Origin of the sequence: Emergencia timonensis (genome assembly GCF_900086585.1) — a bacterium.
Classification (GTDB): Bacteria; Bacillota; Clostridia; order Peptostreptococcales; family Anaerovoracaceae; genus Senimuribacter; species Senimuribacter timonensis.
This window is the reverse complement of the sequence record NZ_FLKM01000009.1, coordinates 487,585-509,615: the sequence shown is the minus strand read 5'-3', so window position 1 is coordinate 509,615 and position 22,031 is coordinate 487,585. Positions and strand designations below refer to the sequence as shown.

General features: G+C 48.3%; 24 protein-coding genes. 7 read left to right on the top strand and 17 right to left on the bottom strand.

The annotated features are described in order from the left end of the window. Nucleotides 1-18 precede the first annotated feature (18 nt). From BN6539_RS13355 to BN6539_RS13335, 6 genes are read right to left on the bottom strand one after another with little or no spacing between them, the layout of a single operon-like run. Nucleotides 19-1,521, bottom strand: coding sequence for a carboxypeptidase M32 (locus tag BN6539_RS13355; protein ID WP_067539502.1), 1,503 nt, complete (start codon nt 1,519-1,521; stop codon nt 19-21). Nucleotides 1,522-1,531: 10 nt separating this feature from the next. Beyond that, complete coding sequence (locus BN6539_RS22410; RefSeq protein WP_148484494.1) at nt 1,532-1,696, bottom strand: tetrahydromethanopterin S-methyltransferase subunit G; 165 nt, start codon at nt 1,694-1,696, stop codon at nt 1,532-1,534. A gap of 12 nt (nt 1,697-1,708) precedes the next feature. Further along, nucleotides 1,709-2,668: an ABC transporter ATP-binding protein gene (locus tag BN6539_RS13350; protein ID WP_067539499.1), complete on the bottom strand. Its 960-nt coding sequence runs from the start codon at nt 2,666-2,668 to the stop codon at nt 1,709-1,711. Next, nucleotides 2,669-3,655, bottom strand: coding sequence for an ABC transporter ATP-binding protein (locus tag BN6539_RS13345; RefSeq protein ID WP_067539496.1), 987 nt, complete (start codon nt 3,653-3,655; stop codon nt 2,669-2,671). Between the two features lie 16 nt (nt 3,656-3,671). Continuing rightward, on the bottom strand, nt 3,672-4,550 hold the full coding sequence (locus BN6539_RS13340; protein ID WP_067539493.1) for an ABC transporter permease: 879 nt from the start codon (nt 4,548-4,550) through the stop codon (nt 3,672-3,674). 16 nt (nt 4,551-4,566) lie between these two features. Further along, nucleotides 4,567-5,499, bottom strand: a complete 933-nt coding sequence (locus BN6539_RS13335) for an ABC transporter permease (protein WP_067539490.1) — start codon at nt 5,497-5,499, stop codon at nt 4,567-4,569. A gap of 198 nt (nt 5,500-5,697) precedes the next feature. Here BN6539_RS13335 and BN6539_RS13330 point away from each other — a divergent pair, with 198 nt between their 5' ends. The 7 genes from BN6539_RS13330 to BN6539_RS13300 all read left to right on the top strand — a co-directional run bounded on the left by BN6539_RS13330 (nt 5,698) and on the right by BN6539_RS13300 (nt 13,313). Then, entirely contained in the window at nt 5,698-7,650 is a 1,953-nt protein-coding gene (locus BN6539_RS13330; RefSeq protein WP_067539487.1) for an FAD-dependent oxidoreductase, read from the top strand. Then, the gene (locus BN6539_RS13325; protein WP_067539484.1) at nt 7,650-7,940 is read left to right on the top strand and encodes a 4Fe-4S dicluster domain-containing protein; all 291 of its coding nucleotides are present in this window, start codon (nt 7,650-7,652) and stop codon (nt 7,938-7,940) included. Before BN6539_RS13330 ends, BN6539_RS13325 begins: the two co-directional genes overlap by 1 nt. Continuing rightward, the gene (locus tag BN6539_RS13320; protein ID WP_067539479.1) at nt 7,941-8,951 is read left to right on the top strand and encodes a M42 family metallopeptidase; all 1,011 of its coding nucleotides are present in this window, start codon (nt 7,941-7,943) and stop codon (nt 8,949-8,951) included. A gap of 10 nt (nt 8,952-8,961) precedes the next feature. Continuing rightward, the gene (locus BN6539_RS13315) at nt 8,962-10,479 is read left to right on the top strand and encodes an ABC transporter substrate-binding protein (RefSeq protein WP_067539476.1); all 1,518 of its coding nucleotides are present in this window, start codon (nt 8,962-8,964) and stop codon (nt 10,477-10,479) included. 91 nt (nt 10,480-10,570) lie between these two features. Continuing rightward, nucleotides 10,571-11,680, top strand: a complete 1,110-nt coding sequence (locus BN6539_RS13310; RefSeq protein WP_067539473.1) for an aminopeptidase — start codon at nt 10,571-10,573, stop codon at nt 11,678-11,680. A 143-nt stretch (nt 11,681-11,823) separates the two neighbouring features. After that, nucleotides 11,824-12,501, top strand: coding sequence for a GntR family transcriptional regulator (locus tag BN6539_RS13305; RefSeq protein WP_067539470.1), 678 nt, complete (start codon nt 11,824-11,826; stop codon nt 12,499-12,501). Further along, nucleotides 12,498-13,313 carry a carbon-nitrogen hydrolase family protein gene (locus tag BN6539_RS13300; RefSeq protein ID WP_067539467.1) on the top strand — a complete coding sequence of 272 codons (816 nt, stop codon included), beginning with the start codon at nt 12,498-12,500 and terminating at the stop codon, nt 13,311-13,313. The genes BN6539_RS13305 and BN6539_RS13300 overlap by 4 nt, the downstream gene beginning before the upstream one ends. A gap of 61 nt (nt 13,314-13,374) precedes the next feature. Here the strand turns inward: BN6539_RS13300 and BN6539_RS13295 are convergent, their stop codons facing one another. The 11 genes from BN6539_RS13295 to BN6539_RS13245 all read right to left on the bottom strand — a co-directional run bounded on the left by BN6539_RS13295 (nt 13,375) and on the right by BN6539_RS13245 (nt 21,994). Further along, nucleotides 13,375-13,755, bottom strand: a complete 381-nt coding sequence (locus tag BN6539_RS13295; protein ID WP_067539465.1) for a MerR family transcriptional regulator — start codon at nt 13,753-13,755, stop codon at nt 13,375-13,377. A gap of 20 nt (nt 13,756-13,775) precedes the next feature. Continuing rightward, a complete protein-coding gene (locus tag BN6539_RS13290) occupies nt 13,776-14,642 on the bottom strand; it encodes a DUF362 domain-containing protein (protein WP_067539462.1) in 867 nt (288 codons plus the stop codon). 676 nt (nt 14,643-15,318) lie between these two features. Beyond that, nucleotides 15,319-15,843, bottom strand: coding sequence for a nitroreductase family protein (locus BN6539_RS13280; RefSeq protein WP_067539456.1), 525 nt, complete (start codon nt 15,841-15,843; stop codon nt 15,319-15,321). 4 nt (nt 15,844-15,847) lie between these two features. Then, a complete protein-coding gene (locus BN6539_RS13275; protein ID WP_067539453.1) occupies nt 15,848-17,023 on the bottom strand; it encodes a CynX/NimT family MFS transporter in 1,176 nt (391 codons plus the stop codon). A 47-nt stretch (nt 17,024-17,070) separates the two neighbouring features. Further along, nucleotides 17,071-18,180, bottom strand: a complete 1,110-nt coding sequence (locus BN6539_RS13270; RefSeq protein ID WP_067539451.1) for a metallophosphoesterase — start codon at nt 18,178-18,180, stop codon at nt 17,071-17,073. Nucleotides 18,181-18,279: 99 nt separating this feature from the next. Beyond that, complete coding sequence (locus tag BN6539_RS13265; RefSeq protein WP_242869415.1) at nt 18,280-18,624, bottom strand: hypothetical protein; 345 nt, start codon at nt 18,622-18,624, stop codon at nt 18,280-18,282. Further along, nucleotides 18,624-18,878, bottom strand: a complete 255-nt coding sequence (locus BN6539_RS22960; protein WP_242869414.1) for a hypothetical protein — start codon at nt 18,876-18,878, stop codon at nt 18,624-18,626. The genes BN6539_RS13265 and BN6539_RS22960 overlap by 1 nt, the downstream gene beginning before the upstream one ends. Then, nucleotides 18,853-19,077, bottom strand: coding sequence for a hypothetical protein (locus tag BN6539_RS13260; RefSeq protein ID WP_227142636.1), 225 nt, complete (start codon nt 19,075-19,077; stop codon nt 18,853-18,855). Before BN6539_RS13260 ends, BN6539_RS22960 begins: the two co-directional genes overlap by 26 nt. A 132-nt stretch (nt 19,078-19,209) precedes the next feature. Continuing rightward, nucleotides 19,210-19,470 carry a DUF3343 domain-containing protein gene (locus BN6539_RS13255; RefSeq protein WP_067539448.1) on the bottom strand — a complete coding sequence of 87 codons (261 nt, stop codon included), beginning with the start codon at nt 19,468-19,470 and terminating at the stop codon, nt 19,210-19,212. An 18-nt stretch (nt 19,471-19,488) separates the two neighbouring features. Further along, the gene (locus BN6539_RS13250) at nt 19,489-20,727 is read right to left on the bottom strand and encodes a D-alanyl-D-alanine carboxypeptidase family protein (protein ID WP_067539445.1); all 1,239 of its coding nucleotides are present in this window, start codon (nt 20,725-20,727) and stop codon (nt 19,489-19,491) included. Nucleotides 20,728-20,785: 58 nt separating this feature from the next. Continuing rightward, entirely contained in the window at nt 20,786-21,994 is a 1,209-nt protein-coding gene (locus tag BN6539_RS13245; protein WP_067539442.1) for a Fic family protein, read from the bottom strand. Nucleotides 21,995-22,031 lie beyond the last annotated feature (37 nt).

Genomic DNA, 22,031 nt, shown 5'->3' with positions numbered 1-22,031 from the left:
AACTCGCTGGATCGAATATCATAATCTATATAACCTCGTAAATTTATCCGTCAGATACTTCGTATAATAATTGGGATCGAACTTCTCATGGCAAGTGTTTTCTATCAATTCTTCTGCCGTCAGCAGCATGCCATGCTTATAAATCCGATCTGTCAGCCACTCTCTTACAGGCATAAAGTCTCCCTCAAAACAGCATTTCTCCAAATCGACGACTTCTTTCAAATATTTCATGATCTGTGCAGAGTAAGCGGTACCCAGGGCATAACTCGGGAAGTAACCGAAAGAGCCTCCTGCCCAATGTGCGTCCTGCAAAATACCTTGGGTATCATCGGGCACATCCACTCTCAGGTATTCCTTGTACAGCCTGTTCCACTCTGCCGGAAGATCGTCCACGGAAAGACCCTCGTTAAAAATCTTTTTCTCCATCTCATAGCGAATCAGGACATGGAGAGAATAGGTCAATTCGTCTGCCTCCGTCCTGATCAGGCTGGGGCGAGCCACATTGACTGCACGGTAAAAGTCCTCAGCTGTTACACCCTCCATCTGCTCTGGGAACAGCTCTTTCACCTTCGGGAAGATCAGCTGGCAGAAGGCCTTGCTCCTGCCGATATAGTTCTCCCAAAGCCTGGACTGGGATTCGTGAATGGCCGTAGTGGCTCCGTGACCCAGCGCAGAGTGCAGCAAATCGTCGGATACGCATAGTTCGTACATGGCGTGACCGCTCTCGTGTATCACACTGTAGAGGTTGCTGGTCAGATCATCTTCCTTGTACTTCGTGGTGATGCGGACATCGTTTTTGGAAAACTCCGTCGTAAAGGGATGTTCCGTCTCCCGCAGGATGCAGCGTTCCTTGTCGATACCCATCAGGTCCATCACGTAAGCGGACAGTTCCTTTTGTTTCTCAATGGGAAAGGTCCCCGAGAGAAAAGACGTGTCCGGCTTGTCAGAAGACTTCTGTACCGCTGCGATCAGCGGAACCAGTTTTTCTTTGATGTCGTCAAAGAAGGGGTCCATCTGTTTCTGCGTCATGCCCTTTTCAAATTCGTTGAGCAGTGTATCGTAGACGTCCCCGTCAGGATTGATATAACCGGCATAACGTTTCTGAATCTCTATGAGCTTTGCGAGATAAGGCTTGAAGAGTTCGTAGTCGTTTTTATTCTTGGCAATTTCCCAATAATGGTTGGCTTCGTTCTGTGCTTTCGCCGCTGCGACCACCTCTTCTTCCGGAACCTTTGCCAGCTTTTCCTGTTCCTCTAATAACTCCTCCGCTTCCCTGCGGGTCTGAAAATCCAGTTCTTCTTTGTGTTCGTTGAGGACTTTCAGCATGGCTTTGTACTCTTCACTCACCGTCAGCCTGTAAGATTCGCCGCTCATCACAGCCAGCGTATCGCTGAGGGTATCCGATGCGCCGGGCGGCATGCCCGTTGCTGCATCATAAGTCAGCAGATTCATCACATGGTCAAAAGCATGCATCTTCTTCTGCTGTTCTTTAAAATTTTGTATTGTCTTGTTTAACTCCATTTTACCACCTTTACATGAATAGCTTATATAGGACCAGGATGACCAGTCCGCAAACCATTCCCGCTAAAATACTTTTTCCAAAGGAAATACCCAGTCTCTGGGCATTCTTTTTCTCTGACTGGGTGATTTTCCTCTTATACTTATCTTTTCTCCGATAGAACTGATTATAATTCATTGTAAATTTTCCCTATTTTTTTACCTTACAGCAGGAGACGAAATGTCCTGGCTCTATTTCTTCAAATGGGATATCGCATCCTCTGCATTCATCGCTTGCCAGAGGACATCTGGCGGCAAATCTGCATCCCGGTTTCGGATTGACCGGACTCGTGACCTCGCCTTTGATGATATGCGGTTTCTTACCGCGCATTTCTATACTCGGTACTGGAATTGCTGAAAGCAGCGCTTTGGTGTACGGATGGAGCGGATTCTTGAACAATTCTTTTGAAGAGCAGAGTTCCACACATTTCCCCAGGTACATGACCGCAATCTGATCGGATATATGTCTGACGACGCTGAGGTCGTGGGTGATAAACATATAGGTCAGATTTCTCTCGTCCTGCAGATCCATCAAGAGATTGAGAATCTGTGCCTGAATGGACACGTCCAAAGCCGATACCGGCTCATCACAGACGATGAACTTCGGATTCAGTGCCAGGGCTCTTGCCACGCCGATTCTCTGTCTCCTGCCGCCGTCCAGCTCGTGGGGATAAGCGCTGGAGAGACGCTCTGCCAGACCTACGGTTTCCATCAGTTCTGCTACTTTGTCAAATACTTCCGTCTTGTTCTGGCAGACCTTGTTAATGAGAAGCGGTTCTGCAATCAGATCCTGCACGCTCATTCTCGGGTTAAGGCTGGAGTATGGATCCTGGAAGATCATCTGCATATCCTGGCGGATGGTATGTACCTGTTTCTTTTTGTAGCCTGTGATATCTTTTCCTTCAAAGAAGATTTTTCCGGAAGTTGGCTCATGGAGTTTGAGAACGGTTCTTCCCAGTGTGGACTTTCCACAGCCGGACTCTCCAACCACACCCAGTGTCTCACCCTGATTGATGGTCAGGCTGACCCCGTCTACCGCATGTAATTTCGCATCTTTACCGACGTCAAAATACTTCGTCAGGTTTTGTAGTTCTATTAATGGCTGGCTCATCTATTTCACCTCCTGCTGCTTTCCTTCATACAGAAGGCATCTGATTTTATGTCCCTCTCCATACTGATCGGGATGTATCTGTTTACATTTCTCCATACATTTTGGACATCTCGGTGAAAAAGCACAGCCAGACGGCAAGTCGGTAGGGTCCGGCATCATCCCTTCGATGGGATGCAGCCGGTCTTCTTCTAATTCCAAATTAGGGATGGAACCGAAAAGCCCTTCGGTATATGGATGATGGTTCTCGCCTGTGAACAGGTCTTCCACGCTGCCGTATTCGATGATCTCTCCTGCATACATGACAGCTACTTTATCACAGGTCTGCGCCACAATACCCAGGTCGTGAGTGATCATGATCATGGCCGTTTCTAACTTCTCTTTCAGCTCTGTCATCATAGCCAGCACCTGCGCCTGGATGGTCACATCCAGCGCCGTGGTCGGTTCATCTGCGATGAGCAGCATCGGATTGCAGGCCAGGGCGATGGCGATGACCACACGCTGCTTCATGCCGCCGGAAAACTGATGGGGATAATCTTTTTTTCGGGAAGCCGGGATGCCTACCATTTCCAATACTTCTTCTACACGAGCCTCGATCACGCTCTTTTCCCTTCCTTGATCGTCGTGGAGAATCAAAGACTCTGCAATCTGTTCTCCAATGGTCAAAACAGGATTCAGCGCTGTCATTGGGTCTTGGAAAATCATGGAGATCTTTTCTCCGCGGATCCGCTGCATTTCTTTTTCCGGTATTTCCAGAAGGCTGCGGCCTTCGAACTCGATTTCCCCGCCTGTAATCTGTGCAGTTCTTTCTGGAAGAAGGCGGAGTATGGAAAGGGCCGTGGTGGTTTTGCCAGCGCCTGTTTCTCCCACCAATCCCAGCGTTTCTCCTTTATGCAGATCAAAAGAAATTTTGTTGACAGCATATACTGTTTCCAGATCTGTCTTATATATGACTTCTAGGTCTTTTACCTTTAAGAAAGTTTCTTTCATTTGTATATCCTTTCTTTTAATTCTTCAATTTCGGATCCAGTGCATCTCTCAGACCGTCGCCTGCCAGGTTGAAGCTGAGAGCGGCGATGACGATGAAGACGCCCGGGAAGTACAGCAGATACGGTGCGCTGAACATGAACTGTCTTGCATCGGAAAGCAGCGCGCCCCACTCTGGTGATGGCGGCTGTACACCCATGCCCAGGAAAGAAAGTCCTGCCGCAGAAAGAATCATTGCAGCAACGTTCATGGTGGTCGTTACGATGATCGGCCCCAGGGCATTGGGGATGACATATTTCAGAATAACCCTGATATCGGAAGAACCATAGGATTTAGCCGCTTCTATGTAATCCTGGTCGACAACGGTCAGTACCACGGAGCGCACCATTCTGACCATGCTCGGTACGCAGGAAATGGTGATGGCAATCAGCAGATTTCGCAGGTTGGCGCCCAGGGCGGCAACTACGGCAAGGGACAATAAGATAGGAGGCACGGTCATCACCACGTCGGTCAGACGCATGATGACGTTGTCAATGGCCTTGCCGTAGTAACCTGCGGCTGCTCCGAGGAGTCCTCCGATAATCAGTGACAGCACGCTAGTCGATACGCCGATCCACAGGGAATAGCGGGAACCGTGGACGACACGGGCAAAGACGTCTCTGCCCAAGTTATCTGTACCGAACCAGTGCTCCGCACTAGGTCCCTGCAGTCTCATAGAACTCTGCGTGACAGCCTCTGAATAAGGTACGATCAAATCCGCAAAGATTGCGATCAATATTACGAATGCCAGAAGAATCAGTCCCAACATGGCTGTCTTGCTCTTTCTGAACCTGCGCCATATTTCTTTCATCTGGTTGTTTTTCTTTGATTTTGCCGGTTTCAATTTTACTTCGCTCATTTCTACACCCCATTCCCTAATTCTGATACTTCGCTTTGATCCTCGGATCAATATAAGCGTACAAGATGTCAACTACGAGCATGACCAGACAGAACAGGAATGCCAGGAACAGTGTCGCCGCCATGACTGTCGGCGTGTCCTTTTGTCTGATGGAGTTGACGATCAGCATGCCCAGTCCAGGCATACCGAATACCGTCTCAATGATGACAGCACCGCCCAGGCCGGCTCCGAAGTTCATGCCCATGGAAGTGATGACAGGAAGCAAAGCGTTCTTTAACGCGTGTTTCCAGATGACCACGTTTTCCGGGGCGCCTTTGGATCTGGCTGTCCTTATGTAATCTGACCGAATGGTTTCCAGCATGGTGGACCTGGTCAAGCGCATCTGGCTGGCCGCGCCGCCTAAGGATAAGGTGATGACAGGAAGCACATAACCGGCCCAGGTATCGATACCGCTGGACGGCAATATTCTCAACTGCAGGGCAAACAGCAGCATCAGCATCAGTCCCAGCCAGAAGCCCGGAATTGCAGAAAGCAGCATGGCAAGGGTCGTAAACGTATTGTCCAGTACAGAATACTGCTTGACTGCCGAGATGATGCCGAGGACGATGCCTACGATGGAACTGATGATCATCGACAAAAGCGCCAGCCAGAAGGTCGTCGGGAACCTGGAAAGAATCTCATCAAATACCGGTTTGCCCGTACGATAAGATGTACCGAAGTCAAACTGTGTGACCATATCCTTTATATAATTGAAAAATTGTACAAAGAAGGGCTGGTCTACACCCAGCTGGTGGTTCAGCGCATCGATATCTGCTTGTTTGGCAGTGATTCCCAGAATCAGCGTCGCCGGATCTCCCGGAGTCATATTCATGATGGTGAATACGAGGAAGATTGCTCCAAACAGAACGGGGATGGTGAATAATAGCCTTTTTATCACGTACTTATACATAATCATTCCTCCGTTTTTTTCTAAAATACCGTTTTGTTGTCATAACTTTACCGCATTTTGTAAAATAAGTCAAGAATTTTGCAAAATTTTCTGTAAAAATATATTGCAAAATTTTCTATTATTTGATAATATATCATCAACAAGATAATAATTTTGCAAAATCAAATGCAATTTTATCAAAATAAAAGGAGGAACGCTATGGCTAATAATAATTCGTGGCCCTATCAATCAGATATCGGCAAGACCACCCATATGGAAGCCGACGTACTGGTACTGGGCGGCGGCATCGCCGGCTGCATGGCAGCGATTGCCGCTGCAAGAAAGGGCCAGAGTGTCATTCTCGTAGAGAAAGGGGCGACAAAACGAAGCGGCGCAGGCGGCTCCGGCTGCGACCACTGGGAATCCGCCGCGACCAACCCGTGTTCCGGTGTTACGCCGGAAGACCTGGTAGACGCCATGCTGGATGATAATGACGGCTACAACAACGCCATTTCTCATTACATAGAATGCAGAGAAGGTTGGGACCGCCTTCTGGATATCGAAAAGATGGGGGGCAAGATCCGTGATACAGAAGATGAGTTCAAGGGTGCGGATTTCCGCGACGAGAAGACGAAGCTGATGTTTGCCTACGATTATAAGAACAAATTCACCATCCGTATCTGGGGAACCACCTTCAAACCAGCGATGGAAAAAGAGCTGAAGCGATTAGGTGTCAAGATCGTCGATCGCTGCATGGTCACTTCCCTTCTGACGGAAGTCGGCAAAAACGGTGCAAAATGCATCGGCGCTACTGGCATCCATACGAGGACTGGAGAATTTTACGTGTTCTCGGGCAAGTCCAGCATCATCACTATGTCGAGACCGGCGAGAATCTGGCTCTTCTCTTCGGCACATCCGGGTCTCTGTGAATTCAGGCCGATGACTACCATCGGAGACGGTCACGCCATGGGCTGGAGAGCCGGAGCTGAGTTCAATATGATGGAAAAATCCGTCAGAGCCGAGTTCTCCTCTGCAGGCAGATCCTTCCCTCCATACAGCGCCGGGAATAACCACAACACCTGGTTCCCTGCCTCCCTGGTTGATGCAGAGGGCAAAGAGATTCCTTACGCTGACCGGGACGGCAATATCTTGAAGGATGTCAAGTCGCGCTTCATGCCTGCCGACGGCCAGCACTATTTTATGAAGGGCGGCAACATCGAACAGGCGAAATACGAATATGAAGGTCCGGAAACCCTCCCTTATGACAAATTAAAGGATATGGGCTACAAGCTTCCGTTCTATGCGGATCTCTCTCTGATGCCGGAGATGGAGCGGAAAGTCATCTGGGGCATGATGGTCGGTCAGGAAGGCAAGACCAACGTCCCAGTCTATAAGAACTTTACGGAAGCCGGCTTTGACCCGGAAAAACATGTACTGCAGTGTTACGGCGTGGGCTGGACCTCGGCAGAGTTTCTCCCTCAGGAGAGACAGCTTTTCGGCCTCCCCGGCGGATTCATGAACGACTGGAACCTGATGACAAATATAGAAGGCCTCTTTGTCGGCGGCGACTCCCTCTATGCCTCCAACTGTTTCGGACACGCTGCCGCCACAGGCTACTATGCAGGACGAAAGGCAGCAGATTACGCTGCCAAGGAACCGGTTTTGATCCCGCCCCACCAGCCGCAGGTCGACCGGGAGATGGAAAGAGTCTACGCTCCGCTGTCAGGCGATCCGGTACAGGGTACCAGCTGGAAAGAACTCAATGAAGCCATTGCCAAAGCGATGCAGAACTACTGCGGCGAAATCAAGCGAGATGAGCTGCTTCAGTCAGGTGTAGAACTCCTTGAGCGGTATGAAAGAGAAATCGTACCGAATACTTATGCCGCCAACCCACATGAGCTGGTAAGGCTGCTGGAAGTCTTCGACATTCTCACCGTATCACAGATCATCCTGCATTCCTGTCTGGCACGCCATCAATCCTGCGAGAAGCTGGAGTTCTATCGTTCTGACGATGACGGAAAAGAAATGGCTCCATTTATCGTCGTCAGACAGGACGGTGAAAAAGTCGTTACCAGAGAAGTACCTCTTGACTATGCCGGCAAAATCAAGGAAAATTATGAGATATACAACCAGGATTACATCGCAGAACTGGGGAAAGGAGCTGAAGTGTAATGGCAGAGACAAAGAACTTTGAAATCAGGCAGACACCTGCCTCCGTACCGCTCACCTTCGACAGCCAGAAGTGCATCGGCTGTAACCGATGCCTGGAAGCCTGCCAGATGGATCTGATGATTCCTGGAGAAGAAAAAGGGACACATCCCCTTGTCGTCTACCCTGACGAGTGCTGGTACTGCGGATGCTGTGTCATGGAATGTCCGACGGACGCCATCAAGCTGCACCACCCGCTGATGAATCAGACCCGCTGGGTAACCAAGGAAAGTCTGCTGAATGGAGGTAAATAAATGGAATTATTAAAGGAGCTGACCCAGGCCTGGGGTATCGCGGGCCGCGAGAAATCAATCAGAACGATTATCAAAAGAGAAATCGAAGGCTTGGCGGATGAGATCTTCACGGACCCCGTCGGAAACCTGATCGCTTTGAAGAAGGGCGCAGACTCACAGGATAAGAAAAAGATCATGTTGTCCGCCCATATGGATGAAATCGGCTTTCAGGTCACAAAAGTGGAATCAGACGGCAGAATCCGCGTCTGCAACGTGGGTTTCATCTGGACCAGTGCCATCTACAACGACAAGGTCATCTTCCAGAACGGCACCATCGGCGTCGTCGGCTGCCAGGGACCAATCGAGGAAGCGAAGAACAGCGCCGGAAAGCTGTACATCGACATCGGCTGCACCACAAAAGAAGATGCGGAAAAGTATGTAAAAGTCGGCGATTACTGCGGCTTCATCGGCAGTTACTACGAACTGCAGAACGAGAAGATCACTGCGAAGTCCTTTGACAACAGAGTGGGCTGTTACGTTTTAATCGAAGCCCTGAAGAAAAACAAAGGAGACGGCCCCAATGACGTTTACTACGTGTTCTCTGTACAGGAAGAAATTGGCTGCCGCGGCGCCGCCGTCGCCAGCGAGAGGATCAAGCCTGACATCGGCATCTCTGTCGACGTGACTCCAGACCACTTCTACCCTTCCGATCTGGAGGGCAGCAACGCTGTTGGAGAAGGTGTCGGCGTCAAATTGGGCGATCCGTCAGCCATGCTGGACGAATACCTGGTAGACGAAATGCTGGCCTGCTGCGAAGAAAATCACATCAAATATCAGAGAGACGTCATGGACCGGGGCGGCACCGATGCCAGCAGTATCAATCTATCCGGCTGCGGCGTCAAGGTGTGCGGCATTTCCATCGTGGATCGCTTTCCGCACAGTCAGAGTTCCATCATCAGCAAGGAAGACGTGCGAGGCGCCATTGAACTTGCTGACAAATATACAAAACGAGTCTTTCATTTTGAAGAATAGGAGAAAAACAATGAAAAAGAAAATCTCAAAGGCGGCAGTGCTTCTTCTGTCCCTGACCCTGGTTATGAGTTTATTTGCAAGCTGCGGCGGTGGCGGTGGCGACACGGAAGGCAAGACTTCACTGGTCGTAGCAGTAGACAACGACTATGCAACCCTTCATCCATGTAACTGGAGCACCACAGTAGAACAGCGCATGAACAGCCAGATCTACGACACTTTGCTCAGAAAGAACTATGAAGACCAGACCAAGCTGGAACCGCGCGTAGCCGAAAAGTGGGAAGTCAGCAAAGACGGAAAATGCTATACCTTCCATCTACGTGACGACGTCACCTTCCACAACGGAACCAAGCTCACAGCCGAAGACATCGGTTTCACCCTCGACCTCTATGCCAAGTCCGAATACCAGGGCGCTGTTGTAGAAGGCTTTGACCACTACGATATCGTCGACGATACGACGATCAAAGTTTACACCAAGAGCGTCTATGCCCCATTCCTGGACAGCATGGATCAGATGTTCATCGCCAGCAAAGCTTATTTCGAAAAAGCCGGCAAAGATAAGTTCGCACAGGAGCCTGTGGGCTGCGGACCTTATAAATGGGTCAGCCACGAAGACGGCAACAAGGCAGACTTTGAGGCATATGAAGACTATTACAGAGGCGCACCTCAGATCAAGAACGTGACATTTAAAATCATCTCCGATGTCGCTTCCATGGGTGTCGGCATCCAGACAGGCGAAGTGGATTTCGCAGAAGTAGATCCATCCGTTGTCAGCACGATCAAAGACGACGAGAACGTTGCACTGGAAGAAGCCACAGAGACCACCTTTGGGTTCGTAGCGATGAATACAGAAAAGGCGCCATACAACAACGTAAAATTCCGTCAGGCGATTAACTACGCCATCGACCGTCAGGGCATCATCAAGAGCGTGCAGGAAGGTTACGCTACAGAGAACTCCAACCTGCTGACTCCGGACAGACTTGGCTGGTCAGAAGATCAGAAATCCTATACATATGATGTAGATAAGGCAAAAGCACTGCTCAAGGAAGCCGGCATCAAAGGCAAGTATGATTTAGGCAAGATGTATGTGGCAGAACAGTACAAGACCCTGGCAGAAGTCGTACAAAACAATCTTGAGAAAGTCGGCCTCACATGCAAAATCGAAATTCTGGAGTTCAACGCTTATCTCAATAAGCTGAGACAGGGAGACTTCGGCATCACTGCACTGCAGATGTCATTGGAAGGTGACACCCAGCAGGTTGCCATGGCACTTTGCACCCAGTACGTAGGACAGGCAAACAACGCCCGTTACAGCAACCCTGAAATTGACCAGCTCTTCGAGAAAGCGGTTACCACGATTAAAGAAGAAGACCGCGCTAAGGTCTACGATGAAATCTTCCAGAAGGTACAGGACGAAGCCGTTTATGCAGTTCTCTACAATCCTACCATGCTTTATGCACGCAACGCTGGTTTAAAGATTCATTCTCTGCCAGTAGAAGGTGTTTACTATATCTACGACTTCTCATGGTAAGTCCCGAAATAAAATCATAAAATCTATCCACGCGAAACCCCTGGCTCAGGGGTTTTCGCATATCTACAGGTGAAAAAGAAAGGAGCATGGAATGGATATCAGAGATACAAAACTATCCAATCTTCTCATCAGCTACAGCACCGAGATCAAACCGGGTGAAAAGGTTTTGATCGAATATGAGGGCGTCTGCTGCCTACCCCTGGTCAAAGCTTTGATCCGGGATACTTATGCGGCCGGCGGCTGGCCTTATGTGTCTATCAGGGACTCTAGGGTCATCAGGGAACTGGCTATGCACTGCAGCGAAGAACAGCTGGAATATCAGGCGGAATACACATTGCAGCAAAACCGAGGTATGGACGCTTACATCGGCATCCGCGCCTTTGACAACATTTCTGAGCTTTCCGACGTTCCCACGGAACAGATGAATCTCTATCAGCGGACCATGCGCCGCGCCAGCAGCTACTTGATCGACCATACCAAGTGGGCAGTGCTCAAATACCCCAATGCCTCCATGGCACAGCTTGCCGGTATGAGTGAAGACGCCTTCAGAGACTTCTATTATGACGTCTCCACCATCGACTATGGGAAGATGAGCAGTGCTATGGACCCTCTGGTGGAACTGATGAACCGGACGGACCAGGTCCAGATCCTGGGGCCTGGAACAGATCTCACCTTCTCCATCAAAGGTATCGGCGCCATCAAGTGCGACGGCAGAATGAACATCCCTGACGGAGAAGTCTACACCGCCCCGGTAAAGGATTCCATGAGTGGCTGCATTACCTATAACACGCCTTCCAATGAGCAGGGTTTCACTTACGAAAATGTACGATTCGAAGTAAAAAATGGGAAAATTGTAGAAGCCTCTGCTAACGATTCGAAACGCATCAACAACCTTCTCGATACGGATGAGGGTGCCCGCTATTTTGGTGAATTTGCCCTGGGCGTACACCCCCATATCCTGGAGCCGATGAAAGACACTCTCTTTGATGAAAAAATCGCCGGCAGTCTCCACCTGACACCGGGCATGGCCTACGATGACGCCTTCAACGGCAACAAATCGGCTCTTCACTGGGACCTTGTCTTAATTCAGCGTCCAGAGTACGGCGGCGGAGAAATCTGGTTTGACGGCAAGCTGGTGCGTAAAGACGGCCTTTTCGTTCTCCCTGAGCTGGAAGGTTTGAATCCTGACCGATTAAAATAGCTGTTTTCCCGCATCTTCACGCAATATTTTGGAACATTCTATGCTATTTTGCAAAATATTTGTATTTTTTACTCGAAGATATTGATTTTTAAGAAAACTTTGATAGAATGGAAGTAGTCTATTGGTTTAGGAGAGAAATAATTATGTCAAACAAAATCACACTATCTGAGCAGATTTATGATGAACTGTATCATGATATCACGGATCAGAGGTTGGTATGTGGTCAAAAATTGACCTTAAAGGTCCTCAAGGACCGATTCAATGTCAGCCACACGCCGATTCGGGAGGCTCTGACCAGGCTCTCAGAAAACGGTCTCGTTACCTATTACTCCAACTGCGGCGTCACCGTAACCGAGTTCACTGAAACAGATATCCGCGAAATCTTCCAGTTTATCGGAGAATTAGATGCTCTTGCAATACAATTTTGCAAAAATTCCTTTACGCAGGCCCCTTTGCTCATCGAACTGGGTGAGATCATCAAAAAAGGCAACAAACTGCTGGAAGAGGGAAACATTACAGAGTGGAAGGAATATTCCGAGGAATTCCACGTGGCATTTTACCGCCATGCACAGAATCACTATCTGGACGAAGCCGCCACCAGAATCCGCGCCAAGGTTGAAGTGCTTTCCTGTATGTACTACCAGAAACCCAACGTGGAGAAGATCAACGAGGGCCATATGGAAATCTATAAGGCTGTACAGGAGCACGACTTTGACCGCGCATCGGAAATCATGCGCTACCATCTGCAATACGACATGGTCTATGCGCTGAACGCCTACAAGGATTACCAGGAACGAGCAAAAGAGGTGTCTGAGCAATGAAAATCGCACAACTGCAGACTCACGTCTTTGCCGATAAAGCTGATAACATGGCGCAGCTTGAGACATCCATAGCAGCGGTCATGCCGGAGAACCCTGACCTGATCACCATTGGGGAAATGTTCAACTGTCCTTACGTCACAGAGAACTTCCCCCTCTTCGCGGAGGAAGAAGGCGGTCACACATGGCAGAAACTCAGCGCTCTTGCTGCCGAGTACGGTATATACCTTTCGGCTGGCTCCGTACCAGAATTAGAAGATGGGCACATTTACAACACTGCCTATGTCTTCGACCGCAGCGGCCGCCAGATTGCAAAGCACAGGAAGATGCATCTCTTTGATATCGACGTCAAAGGAGGACAATCCTTCAAGGAGTCCGATACACTGACACCTGGCAATCAGGTGACTGTCTTTGATACAGAGTTCGGCAAAATCGGCCTCTGCATCTGTTTCGACTTCCGTTTCCCTGAGCTGGGAAGGCTGATGGCTCTTGCTGGGGCAAAGCTGATTCTGGTACCGGCTGCCTTCAATATGACCACAGGTCCCGCCCACTGGGAAATCATGTTCCGCAGCCAGGCCTTGAACAACCAGTGCTTTGTGGCGGGAACATCGCCGGCGCGTGATACTGCGTTTTCCTATGTTGCCTGGGGCCACTCCCTCCTCGTGTCTCCGTGGGGCGACGTGCTGGCAGAAATGGACGAAACGCCTGGCTCTCTCGTCACAGAAATTGATCTGACCGATGCGGACAAAATCCGCCAGGAGCTGCCTTTGCTTTCTGCGAGACGAACAGACGTCTACGAGTTAAAGACCATCTAAATAAAAAGGACGGAGAGAAAGATGAAACCCATCCATTCTCTCCGTCTTTTCAATTCTCTTACTATTCCTCTGCCAGTTTCCTTTCTTTTGGCACCAGCATGTCTTCGTAATGCTCCAGCTTCGTATTGAGATATGCAAGGGTCCCCTGCATTTCTTTAATCTTCTTCTCCAGTTCGTCTCTCTGGTCTATGAGAATCTGCTTTCTGGTGGTGATCGTGTCGTCCCCCTGCTGGAACAGGGCGACATATTCAATCAGCGCTTCGATGGATATGCCTGCGCTTCGCATGCATTTTGCAAAGCTGATCCAGCCCAGATCTTTTTCGCTGTAGTCCCTGATCCCGCTCTTCGATCTCTTTACAGGCGGAATCAGCCCGATCCGCTCATAATATCTCAGGGTATCTGCCGAGATATCCATCTTTCTGCTCACTTCTGCTATAGTCATCACATCCACCTCCTATCTTCTTACTCCACTGTTATCAGTTCATATTCTCTCGTTCCATATCCTAGCGCTGCCGCCGCTTCAATGGTGTGTACGCCGTTGCGTGATTCGATCCGCTCCAGCAGATGATCTCTGCCCGGATCTTCTGACGCATAGACCAGGTCGATGCAAGCCTGGTCGATGGCAATGGGATCTGTCGATGCCAGAATGCCGATATCCTTCATGCACGGGTCTTCCGCCACGGCACAGCAGTCGCAGTCGACAGACATGTTCTTCATCACATTGATATAGACGATGTTGCCGTCAAAATACTCTATGACAGATTTTGCCGCATCCGCCATGGACTCCAGAAAGAGGTCGTGATCAGCCGTCCAGATATCCTCCGGCTTACCCGCTCCGTGGATATACGCCTTGCCATAAGAAGATGCGATGCCGATAGAAAGCTGCTTGATGGCGCCTCCATATCCGCCCATGGGATGTCCTTTGAAGTGAGACAGCACCAACATAGAATCGTAATCTGCCAGGTTCTTGCCGACGTAGTTCTTTTGAATCACCTTTCCACCCGGAACGGCAAGCTCCAGGTCAGGTCCTTCCGCGTCCAGAAGATCCACGTCAAAATGCTGGTCCCAACCGTGATTTTCCATCAGCTTCAGGTGTTTTTCGGTGGTGTCCCGCTCACCATCATAAGCTGTATTGCATTCCACCACGGTGCCCTTCACATGGTCGATGACCGGCTTCCAGAATTCCGGTTTCAGAAAGTTCTGGTTGCCTGCTTCGCCTGAATGGACTTTGACGGCAGCCTTGCCAGGCAGCTCTTTGCCGACGGCTTTGTAAAGATCCAGCACCTTCTCCGGTGTAATTTCTTTTGTAAAATATACTTTTGCCTTCATTTTCGTCTCCTCTTGTTTCATCAGTTTTCCCTGCAGTCCCTGTTCTGAATATACTTTACTACCTGGAGTATACTCCAAGTCAAGAGGGTTGTGGAAATTTTTTTATATTTTCCTAAAAAACCATATGACACCTACGGTCTTACGACGATTTTCACAACAGGATCCTCTCGTAAGGACACGAAGCGAAAATATCACGAAAAGACATCCTGTTACGATAACGTTACGCTTTTTGGGCACATCTGCACATTCTCACATAACCGTATCATTGTCAAAAGACTTCAACAGAAGGGTATAACTGATATCAGTTACTTTTTCTATCAATGTCTCAGCCACAAAGGCCGTTTACACTCTACAAATGTAACCGAGAGCAGCATATTCATAGATTCTGCAGGGAATTATGTCTTATCTTATGGCGTATGGCGGGATATGGCGTCTGATACCACTGCAGCGTTATGCGAAATCTTTTGGACAGTATAAAAAAGCGTAACCTTATTGTAAAGAATTCCCGGTATATACCCCCATCCCGTATGCATCACTCCAAACAATTGCACCATAGTCGAAGGATTATGGACATTTTCGAAAATGCATCACATGTACAGAAATAAAAATTCCTTCGCTGACTTGCCGCGAAGGAATTTTTGTTGTCAAGATGATCTGGTATAGAGGTGCGTGCTGCTTAAAATGTCTCCCTGTGCACCTTGCCCATGGAAAGCGTTTCAAGTTCGTACGGAGCGCCGTGGTTTTCCGGCACGCCCACAGAAAGGATCGCTTCCAATCTATAGTTTTCAGGAAATCCCAGCAGTTTTCTCAAATAGTCTTCGGTACTGCTGCCGTCCGCCGCCTCTCTGAGGCGTCCCTGTATCCAGCAGCTGCCCAGTCCCAAACTGTCTGCCATCAGATGCATATTCGCCATAGTGATAGCGCAGTCCTCAATCCAGACATCGCCCTTTTGTTCGTCCCCTACTACGACGATGGCGCAGTCTGCACCCGCCAGCATCTTGGCAGCGCCCACTCTGCAGTCAGACATCTCTGTCAGCATCTTTTTTTCCCGCACCACGATGAATTCCCATGGTCTTGACGCCTTGCTCGATGCCGAAAGCAGTCCGGCCTGCAAGATCAACTCCAGTTGTTCCTCGGAAACCCTTTCGCCAGTATATTTTCTGACACTGCGGCGTCTTCTCATCATCTCGATTAGTTCCATTTTCTCATCCTTTCTCAATAGGATTCTGCACTTTGCGGTCTTTGGCCGCGTTCCACCCTGCCATAAACAGTGGAATCATGATGACGATCAGAATCGTCAGCGTAATGGTCCAGTTCTGCGTCATATCAAAGACAACCCCCATAGCAGAAGGACCCACGGCAGCGAGGATATAACCGGCCGCCTGGCTCATGCCGGAAAGCTGGCCGGAAACGGCCGCATTGCTGGCTCTGGTATTGATCATCAGCATAGCGATACTCAGGCAGCAGCCGGAACAGAAGCCGCAGATGGCCACTCCGATCCCGATGACTGCTTTGACCTGGAAGGCCGTAATCATCAGAAGCCCCAGCACGTAAGCACCTGCAATCAGACAGACCACCCATCTCTGGTCATTCTTGCGGCCTGCCAGAAGTGGGGTGATAAAGGAAGCCGGTATGCCCAAAACCTGGTAGATGCTGAACAGATACCCTGCCGCCTCTGCATCAAAGCCTTTGACGGCCAGAATCGTCGGCAGCCAAGCTACGAAGCAATAGAAAAGCAGAGACTGCAGCCCCATGAAGACCGATAACCAAATGGCTATCGGGTTTTTAAACAGTCCCTTGACCGCATCACCCTGTTCTTGTTTCATCTTCATCGGTACAAAAGGCAGCCAGAACAGAATGCCGATCACTACCAAAATCGCCCACACTGCCATGGAGTTTCTCCATCCTACATGGAGAGCCAAAGGCGCGCTGATTGCCGCTGAAATGCTGGCAAAGAGCCCCATAGACGCCGTATAGACGCTGGTCAGCGCCGCCGCTTTCTCTGGGAATTTTCCTTTAATGATGACAGGCAGAAGCACGTTGCCGAAGGCGATGCCGATGCCCGCCAGAACCGTGCCCAGGAACAGGCCCGCTGTCCCCAGATAGGAACGAACCAGAAGTCCTGCAGCCATGATTAGAAAAGAAAGCAGGATCGTCTTCCCCTCTCCCAGCTTTGCGGAGATTTTGCTCACCAGAAGCGACATTGCTGCAAAAGCCAGCAGTGGAATGGTCGTAATAAAACCTGTGGCACCCGAAGACAGGTGCAGGTCACTTTGAATCATGCTTACCAGAGGTCCGACACCTGTCAGAGCCGCTCTCAGGTTGAACCCGATAAACATGATTGCCAGTACAAATAATACTTTTTGATTTTTCTCTTTCATAACATCATATTGTATCACATGGGACTAGCAATAGGCAAGGGATTCCCTCAAGCAGACGCTATGACATTTATGACGACATACTCTGACGGCCCCTCTGTCCGGATCGGATACCCCCATCCTGCCATGCCTGAGCTGACGATGACTTTAAAATCTTTGATGTCATGCAGTCCATAATACTCTTCGTTGACACCGACCAGCTTACTTAGGAATCCCATGGGCCAAATCTGTCCCGCATGGGTGTGTCCGGACAACTGCAAGTCGATGCCGGCCTCGGCATTTTCCTGAAGGTCCACCGGCTGATGATCCAGTAGCAGCCGGAAATCCTTATCTGGTACTTGTGATAGCAGGGTGCCGACGTCCGCCCTTCCGTCCACCGATGCATCCTGCCTGCCAATCAAGGTGTATCCGCCAGGCAGTTCCATAACCTCATCTTCTAAAACTTTGATGCCAGCCCCTATCAGTTCCTCTTTCAGCTGTGCAGATGTATAGGCGGGACTTGCTGTATACTGATTGACATCGTGATTGCCGAAGATGTAATAAGCGCCGTAGGTCGTCTTTATCCTCGACAGCATCTTTACGGTCTCTTTCATCTGGCTCCGTGTAGTCGTCTCGTCAAAGATATCCCCGGTCAGAACCAGAAGATCCGCTTTTTCTGCCTGTACTCGTGCAAAGCAGTCTCTCATCTCCTGCTCGTCCAGAGAAGTTCCAACGTGAAGGTCGGAAATCTGCACCACCTTCAGATCACCACCGACCGCCTTTGCCGTCTCTATGGTGTATTCCGTGCGCTGTACGTCATGCATATTGAAATAACCATAGGTCAAAACCACCACCGTCAATGCGATACAGACAATGCCGCTTTTGTAAAGAAAGGTCCAGACCTTCTGGAATTTCTTCTGCGGGATTCTTTTCAGCAGGAAATTGGCAAGTTCCATGAAGAAACACGCCAGCAGAAGGTGCAGCATAATCATGAAACTGAAGTCAAACATCCTGATTCCAAGGGCCGCCACGGCTGCCGCCAGCAGTGCTGCCAAAGCCCTGCTCTTCTTCGTCTTCTTTTCAATTCCGAACAGCGTAAGAAAGCGGCGAAAAAAGAAGTAAAAATAAATTCCCGCCGGTATCACAAAACTCGCTGCTAATAAGTAAAAAATAATTGCCATCCGCTTCTCCTTTTGTATGTCTTTTCTATTACTATAATACCTGGAGTGCACTCTAAGTCAAGATGCATTACAAAAAAGAGACGTTGCCGTCTCTTTCTTCTATCCATTCAGTTCCTTAACTTCCATCTGTTCAATGCCTGTCAGAGCGGCTATGTCTTCTAAATACCAATCCTCACATTCGTCGAAGTAAAATTGATTCTTTCGCTTCTTGAAGATACGATGGGGAACTTCTGCGGAATTATCATAAATATGGCAGATATCACAAATCTTCAAAAGCTCTTTCACTAAATCCAGAGCTTTATCATATCTGGATATGATTTTATCTTTAGGAACGTCATGCCCGCCAGCAGCAACTCTCGATTTCACACGGTAGACATTAATTAAAGGATCTGCGGTCAGAATGTAATAACATCTGATAAAATAGCCTCTTTCCTTTGCTCTCATCAGCAAATGAAGATTCCTGTCAGTGGACAATACTGTTTCGAAGCAAAACTCTTCCATCTTGTCAATATGGCTGATACGCTGTTTTCCGCTAACTGCGCTGCTTCTATATCGCTGCATTTCAGCACTTTCTTGATTTCATCGGCATTAATATAGTCCATGTGTTCCGGCTTCAGATATTCCATAAAAGTGCTTTTCCCAGATTCATTGGGACCTGCAAACACGATAATCTCAGGTGCGGTTTCTTTTTCTTTCACTGTACCGCCCCCTCCGCAGCCTCTCACTCGATTCTATGATCGTTCCGTCGCTATCCTGCATATATACCTTCTGCGCTTTTCTATCAAATACAGCAATCGGCTGATTTCTGGCCTTTCTCTTTTCCAGTTCCAGTCTTACGGCAGCATTTGCTCTTTTTACCACTTGATCATCTGATATCATTCTCTTTTCCCTCATCATCAAGCACCATCCTTTTATTTGCTATACTTATTATATACCAACATCTCTTGATAATCTATCAAATTTATTCCGAACCAAAAAAAAGGCCTCACGGCCAGGCTGATTCAGCCCGGCCAGGCAAAGACCCTTATTTTACACTCTGTTATACGTTTTTACGCCTTTTTCATTTTTTGAAATTAGATAAGCGCCCTTTGCAACGATTTGTCTTTCATCGAGAACACTCCGCACCCTTTCTATGGAGTCGATTCTCAGATATAGTCCGGTGCTGCAGGAATGGGCGACCTGTGGCGGCAGCTTGCGTAAAGTGGAGTGATACCCATTTTCCTCCAATACGTCTCTAGCATACGCCGCTTTGTAGAACGATGAAAAAGACATGATAAACTCTTTATCCACACTTCTTCCCCCTAACTGTTAGAACAGATTTTTTATCTTTCGTATGTAGTAGGTTACAAAGGAGACCTTTTCTACCTTTCTGTCAGAGACCAGTTCGCAGGAACCGACCTTCTCCTTGCCGCAGTACACATTGAGCGTTCCGACCTTCGCGCCTTTCTTAAGAGGCAGTTTGATATTCTTATCAATAGAGGCCTTGAACTTCGCCTTTTTTTCTTCGCCTTTCTTTACAAAAGCGGTGGCTTTTTCCTTTGCAACTGCGTTGATGGTATAAGGTTCACCTTTATCCAGTGTGACCTTTTTTATTTTCTGTCCTTGATCGGCCAGGGTTACCGATGAATAATTTGCAAAGCCATAATTGAGAAGTTTCGATACTTCTTCAAAACGTATCTTTGATGTCTGCGCACCTAATACGACAGCAATCAAAGTCGTGTCTTCCTTTGTTGCCGATGCTGACAGGCAGAAACCCGCATCCTGGGTGAATCCGGTTTTGATGCCGTTTGCGCCTGGATACTGCTTGATCAGTTTATTCGTATTGGTGAGACCGAAGTCCTTCTCCTTGCCCGGCAGGCCCACTTTGATGGTGGTCTGCCACGTATTGAACCACTTTTGTGTATGTTTGTGTTTCAGAAGGAGACGCGACATCAACCCTATATCATATGCACTAGTGTAGTGTTCTGCTACAGGTAATCCGTTGGTATTGACAAAATGTGTGTCTCTCATTCCCAGTTCCTTCGCCCTCTGGTTCATCTTCTCCACAAAGACCTCTTCACTGCCAGCAATGTATTCAGAGACAGCAACACAGGCATCGTTGGCCGAAACGATGGCGATGCCCTCCAGCATTTCCTCCAAAGTATGTACCTCGCCGATTTCCATGTACATCTGGCTGCCGCCCATGGACGCTGCCCGCTCCGATACAGTCACCTTGTCTGACAGCTTCACTTTGCCGTCCTCCACTGCTTCCAGTGCCAGCAGCATGGTCATGACCTTTGTTACCGATGCCGGCGGCAATTCTTTGTGTGCGTCCTGCTCGAACAAAACCTTCCCGGTATCCGCATCAATCAAGACCGCCGCCTTGACATTCAATTTCAAATTCGCATTTTTCTGTTCCTCTGACGGTGCCCCCTGATCCTCAAGGCTGGCAGAAACCGTTTCCAAAGTCACAGGTTCCTGAGGGTTTGAAAAATATTTCACTCCCATAATTCCACATAAAGATAAAATACAGGCAAAGCAAATCAGTTTTTTGATATTCTTTCTCACAAAAACACCCCTCTCATTAATAAGTAATATATTAACAGGAGGGGGAAATATGATTAAATTATAGTTTTTCGAGAAAATCCAGATCCAGGTCGTATAGCAATCTGTGGCCGTCTCTCTCTGTTCTGAGCATAGCCTTGTCCATTTTGTTCAAAAGGTATCTGATCGTGTTAACTGTCGTTTCACAAGCATCAGCCAGTTTCTTCACATCCATGCCTTGGCTTCCAAACAGCGTATTGATCAACATTTTTTCGACAAGTACCTTATACGTTTTGCTGCTGTTCATAAATGACTCGTTCTGCTCTATAATGAGCTTAAAGTGATCATACTTCTCCATGAGCGTCTTCAGTTCCTCAGAGAGCTGCTCTATCGCTTCCAAAATGAATTCAAGGAAGATTGTTACAAAAGGTGTAAGATCTCCTTTATTCTTAGGATCATTGGTCAGTGCAAAGGCTTTGTAATAACGCCGTACCTCCCGCTTGATTACCGCAGACAAATTAAATGCAGCTAGAAACAAGACTTCTTTTCTGAGCAAAATACTGCTGAGATAGCGTGCCATTCTGCCGTTACCATCATAAAAAGGGTGTACATAGCCAAAAAGGTAATGAAATACGGCGATGGAGACCAGTCCCAGCATCTGCGGGTCGACAATGATCTTCAGCCCTATATCAAGGTACTGGATGATTTTTGATTCCGGCATAAGGCCTGTATGGATGCGCTCGTAATTCTTCTGCACAAATACCGGTTCTTTTCGAAAAAGCACGCCATCGGGCAGGCTGCCTGGATCATCATGGGCAACTTCTTCATAGACCAGTTCATCATAAATATCTCGAATATCCTGACAGGTAGATAATGGCTGCGTCATTCCCTTAGAAGACAACATCAGGTATTTGTTAGCGATTCCCATAAATCGACTTTTCCCTTCTTGATGACTCCTTACAGCCTCGAGGGCATCTTCTATTTCCTTGCGAGTAGATGCTACGCCTTCAATATCGTTGGTCATTTTGATTTCCTCGACCAGGCATTTCAGTTCAAACTGCAATAGCGCCTCGCCAGGAAGCTTTGACGCATAATATACCAGAAAATTATTTTCCTTCAATATGTTTTCGTTTAATTTTGCTATCTCCTGCGTCAATACCAAAAAAGCAGGATTTCCCGACACGTCAAAATCAAAGCGTTTCGTCTCTTCTCCGTGGTAGCGCTTTTCGTATGTTTCTTTGTATTCCAGCTTATCTTTGTAATATAATTTGACTAAATCATGATATTCCATAAAACTGTCCTCACTTTTATCGGATTATATCACTATT

Coding starts and splice junctions, on each gene's coding strand:
- BN6539_RS13355 (WP_067539502.1), bottom strand. CDS start 1,521: ATGGAGTTAAACAAGACAATACAAAATTTTAAAGAACAGCAGAAGAAG.
- BN6539_RS22410 (WP_148484494.1), bottom strand. CDS start 1,696: ATGAATTATAATCAGTTCTATCGGAGAAAAGATAAGTATAAGAGGAAA.
- BN6539_RS13350 (WP_067539499.1), bottom strand. CDS start 2,668: ATGAGCCAGCCATTAATAGAACTACAAAACCTGACGAAGTATTTTGAC.
- BN6539_RS13345 (WP_067539496.1), bottom strand. CDS start 3,655: ATGAAAGAAACTTTCTTAAAGGTAAAAGACCTAGAAGTCATATATAAG.
- BN6539_RS13340 (WP_067539493.1), bottom strand. CDS start 4,550: ATGAGCGAAGTAAAATTGAAACCGGCAAAATCAAAGAAAAACAACCAG.
- BN6539_RS13335 (WP_067539490.1), bottom strand. CDS start 5,499: ATGTATAAGTACGTGATAAAAAGGCTATTATTCACCATCCCCGTTCTG.
- BN6539_RS13330 (WP_067539487.1), top strand. CDS start 5,698: ATGGCTAATAATAATTCGTGGCCCTATCAATCAGATATCGGCAAGACC.
- BN6539_RS13325 (WP_067539484.1), top strand. CDS start 7,650: ATGGCAGAGACAAAGAACTTTGAAATCAGGCAGACACCTGCCTCCGTA.
- BN6539_RS13320 (WP_067539479.1), top strand. CDS start 7,941: ATGGAATTATTAAAGGAGCTGACCCAGGCCTGGGGTATCGCGGGCCGC.
- BN6539_RS13315 (WP_067539476.1), top strand. CDS start 8,962: ATGAAAAAGAAAATCTCAAAGGCGGCAGTGCTTCTTCTGTCCCTGACC.
- BN6539_RS13310 (WP_067539473.1), top strand. CDS start 10,571: ATGGATATCAGAGATACAAAACTATCCAATCTTCTCATCAGCTACAGC.
- BN6539_RS13305 (WP_067539470.1), top strand. CDS start 11,824: ATGTCAAACAAAATCACACTATCTGAGCAGATTTATGATGAACTGTAT.
- BN6539_RS13300 (WP_067539467.1), top strand. CDS start 12,498: ATGAAAATCGCACAACTGCAGACTCACGTCTTTGCCGATAAAGCTGAT.
- BN6539_RS13295 (WP_067539465.1), bottom strand. CDS start 13,755: ATGACTATAGCAGAAGTGAGCAGAAAGATGGATATCTCGGCAGATACC.
- BN6539_RS13290 (WP_067539462.1), bottom strand. CDS start 14,642: ATGAAGGCAAAAGTATATTTTACAAAAGAAATTACACCGGAGAAGGTG.
- BN6539_RS13280 (WP_067539456.1), bottom strand. CDS start 15,843: ATGGAACTAATCGAGATGATGAGAAGACGCCGCAGTGTCAGAAAATAT.
- BN6539_RS13275 (WP_067539453.1), bottom strand. CDS start 17,023: ATGAAAGAGAAAAATCAAAAAGTATTATTTGTACTGGCAATCATGTTT.
- BN6539_RS13270 (WP_067539451.1), bottom strand. CDS start 18,180: ATGGCAATTATTTTTTACTTATTAGCAGCGAGTTTTGTGATACCGGCG.
- BN6539_RS13265 (WP_242869415.1), bottom strand. CDS start 18,624: ATGAGAGCAAAGGAAAGAGGCTATTTTATCAGATGTTATTACATTCTG.
- BN6539_RS13260 (WP_227142636.1), bottom strand. CDS start 19,077: ATGATGAGGGAAAAGAGAATGATATCAGATGATCAAGTGGTAAAAAGA.
- BN6539_RS13245 (WP_067539442.1), bottom strand. CDS start 21,994: ATGGAATATCATGATTTAGTCAAATTATATTACAAAGATAAGCTGGAA.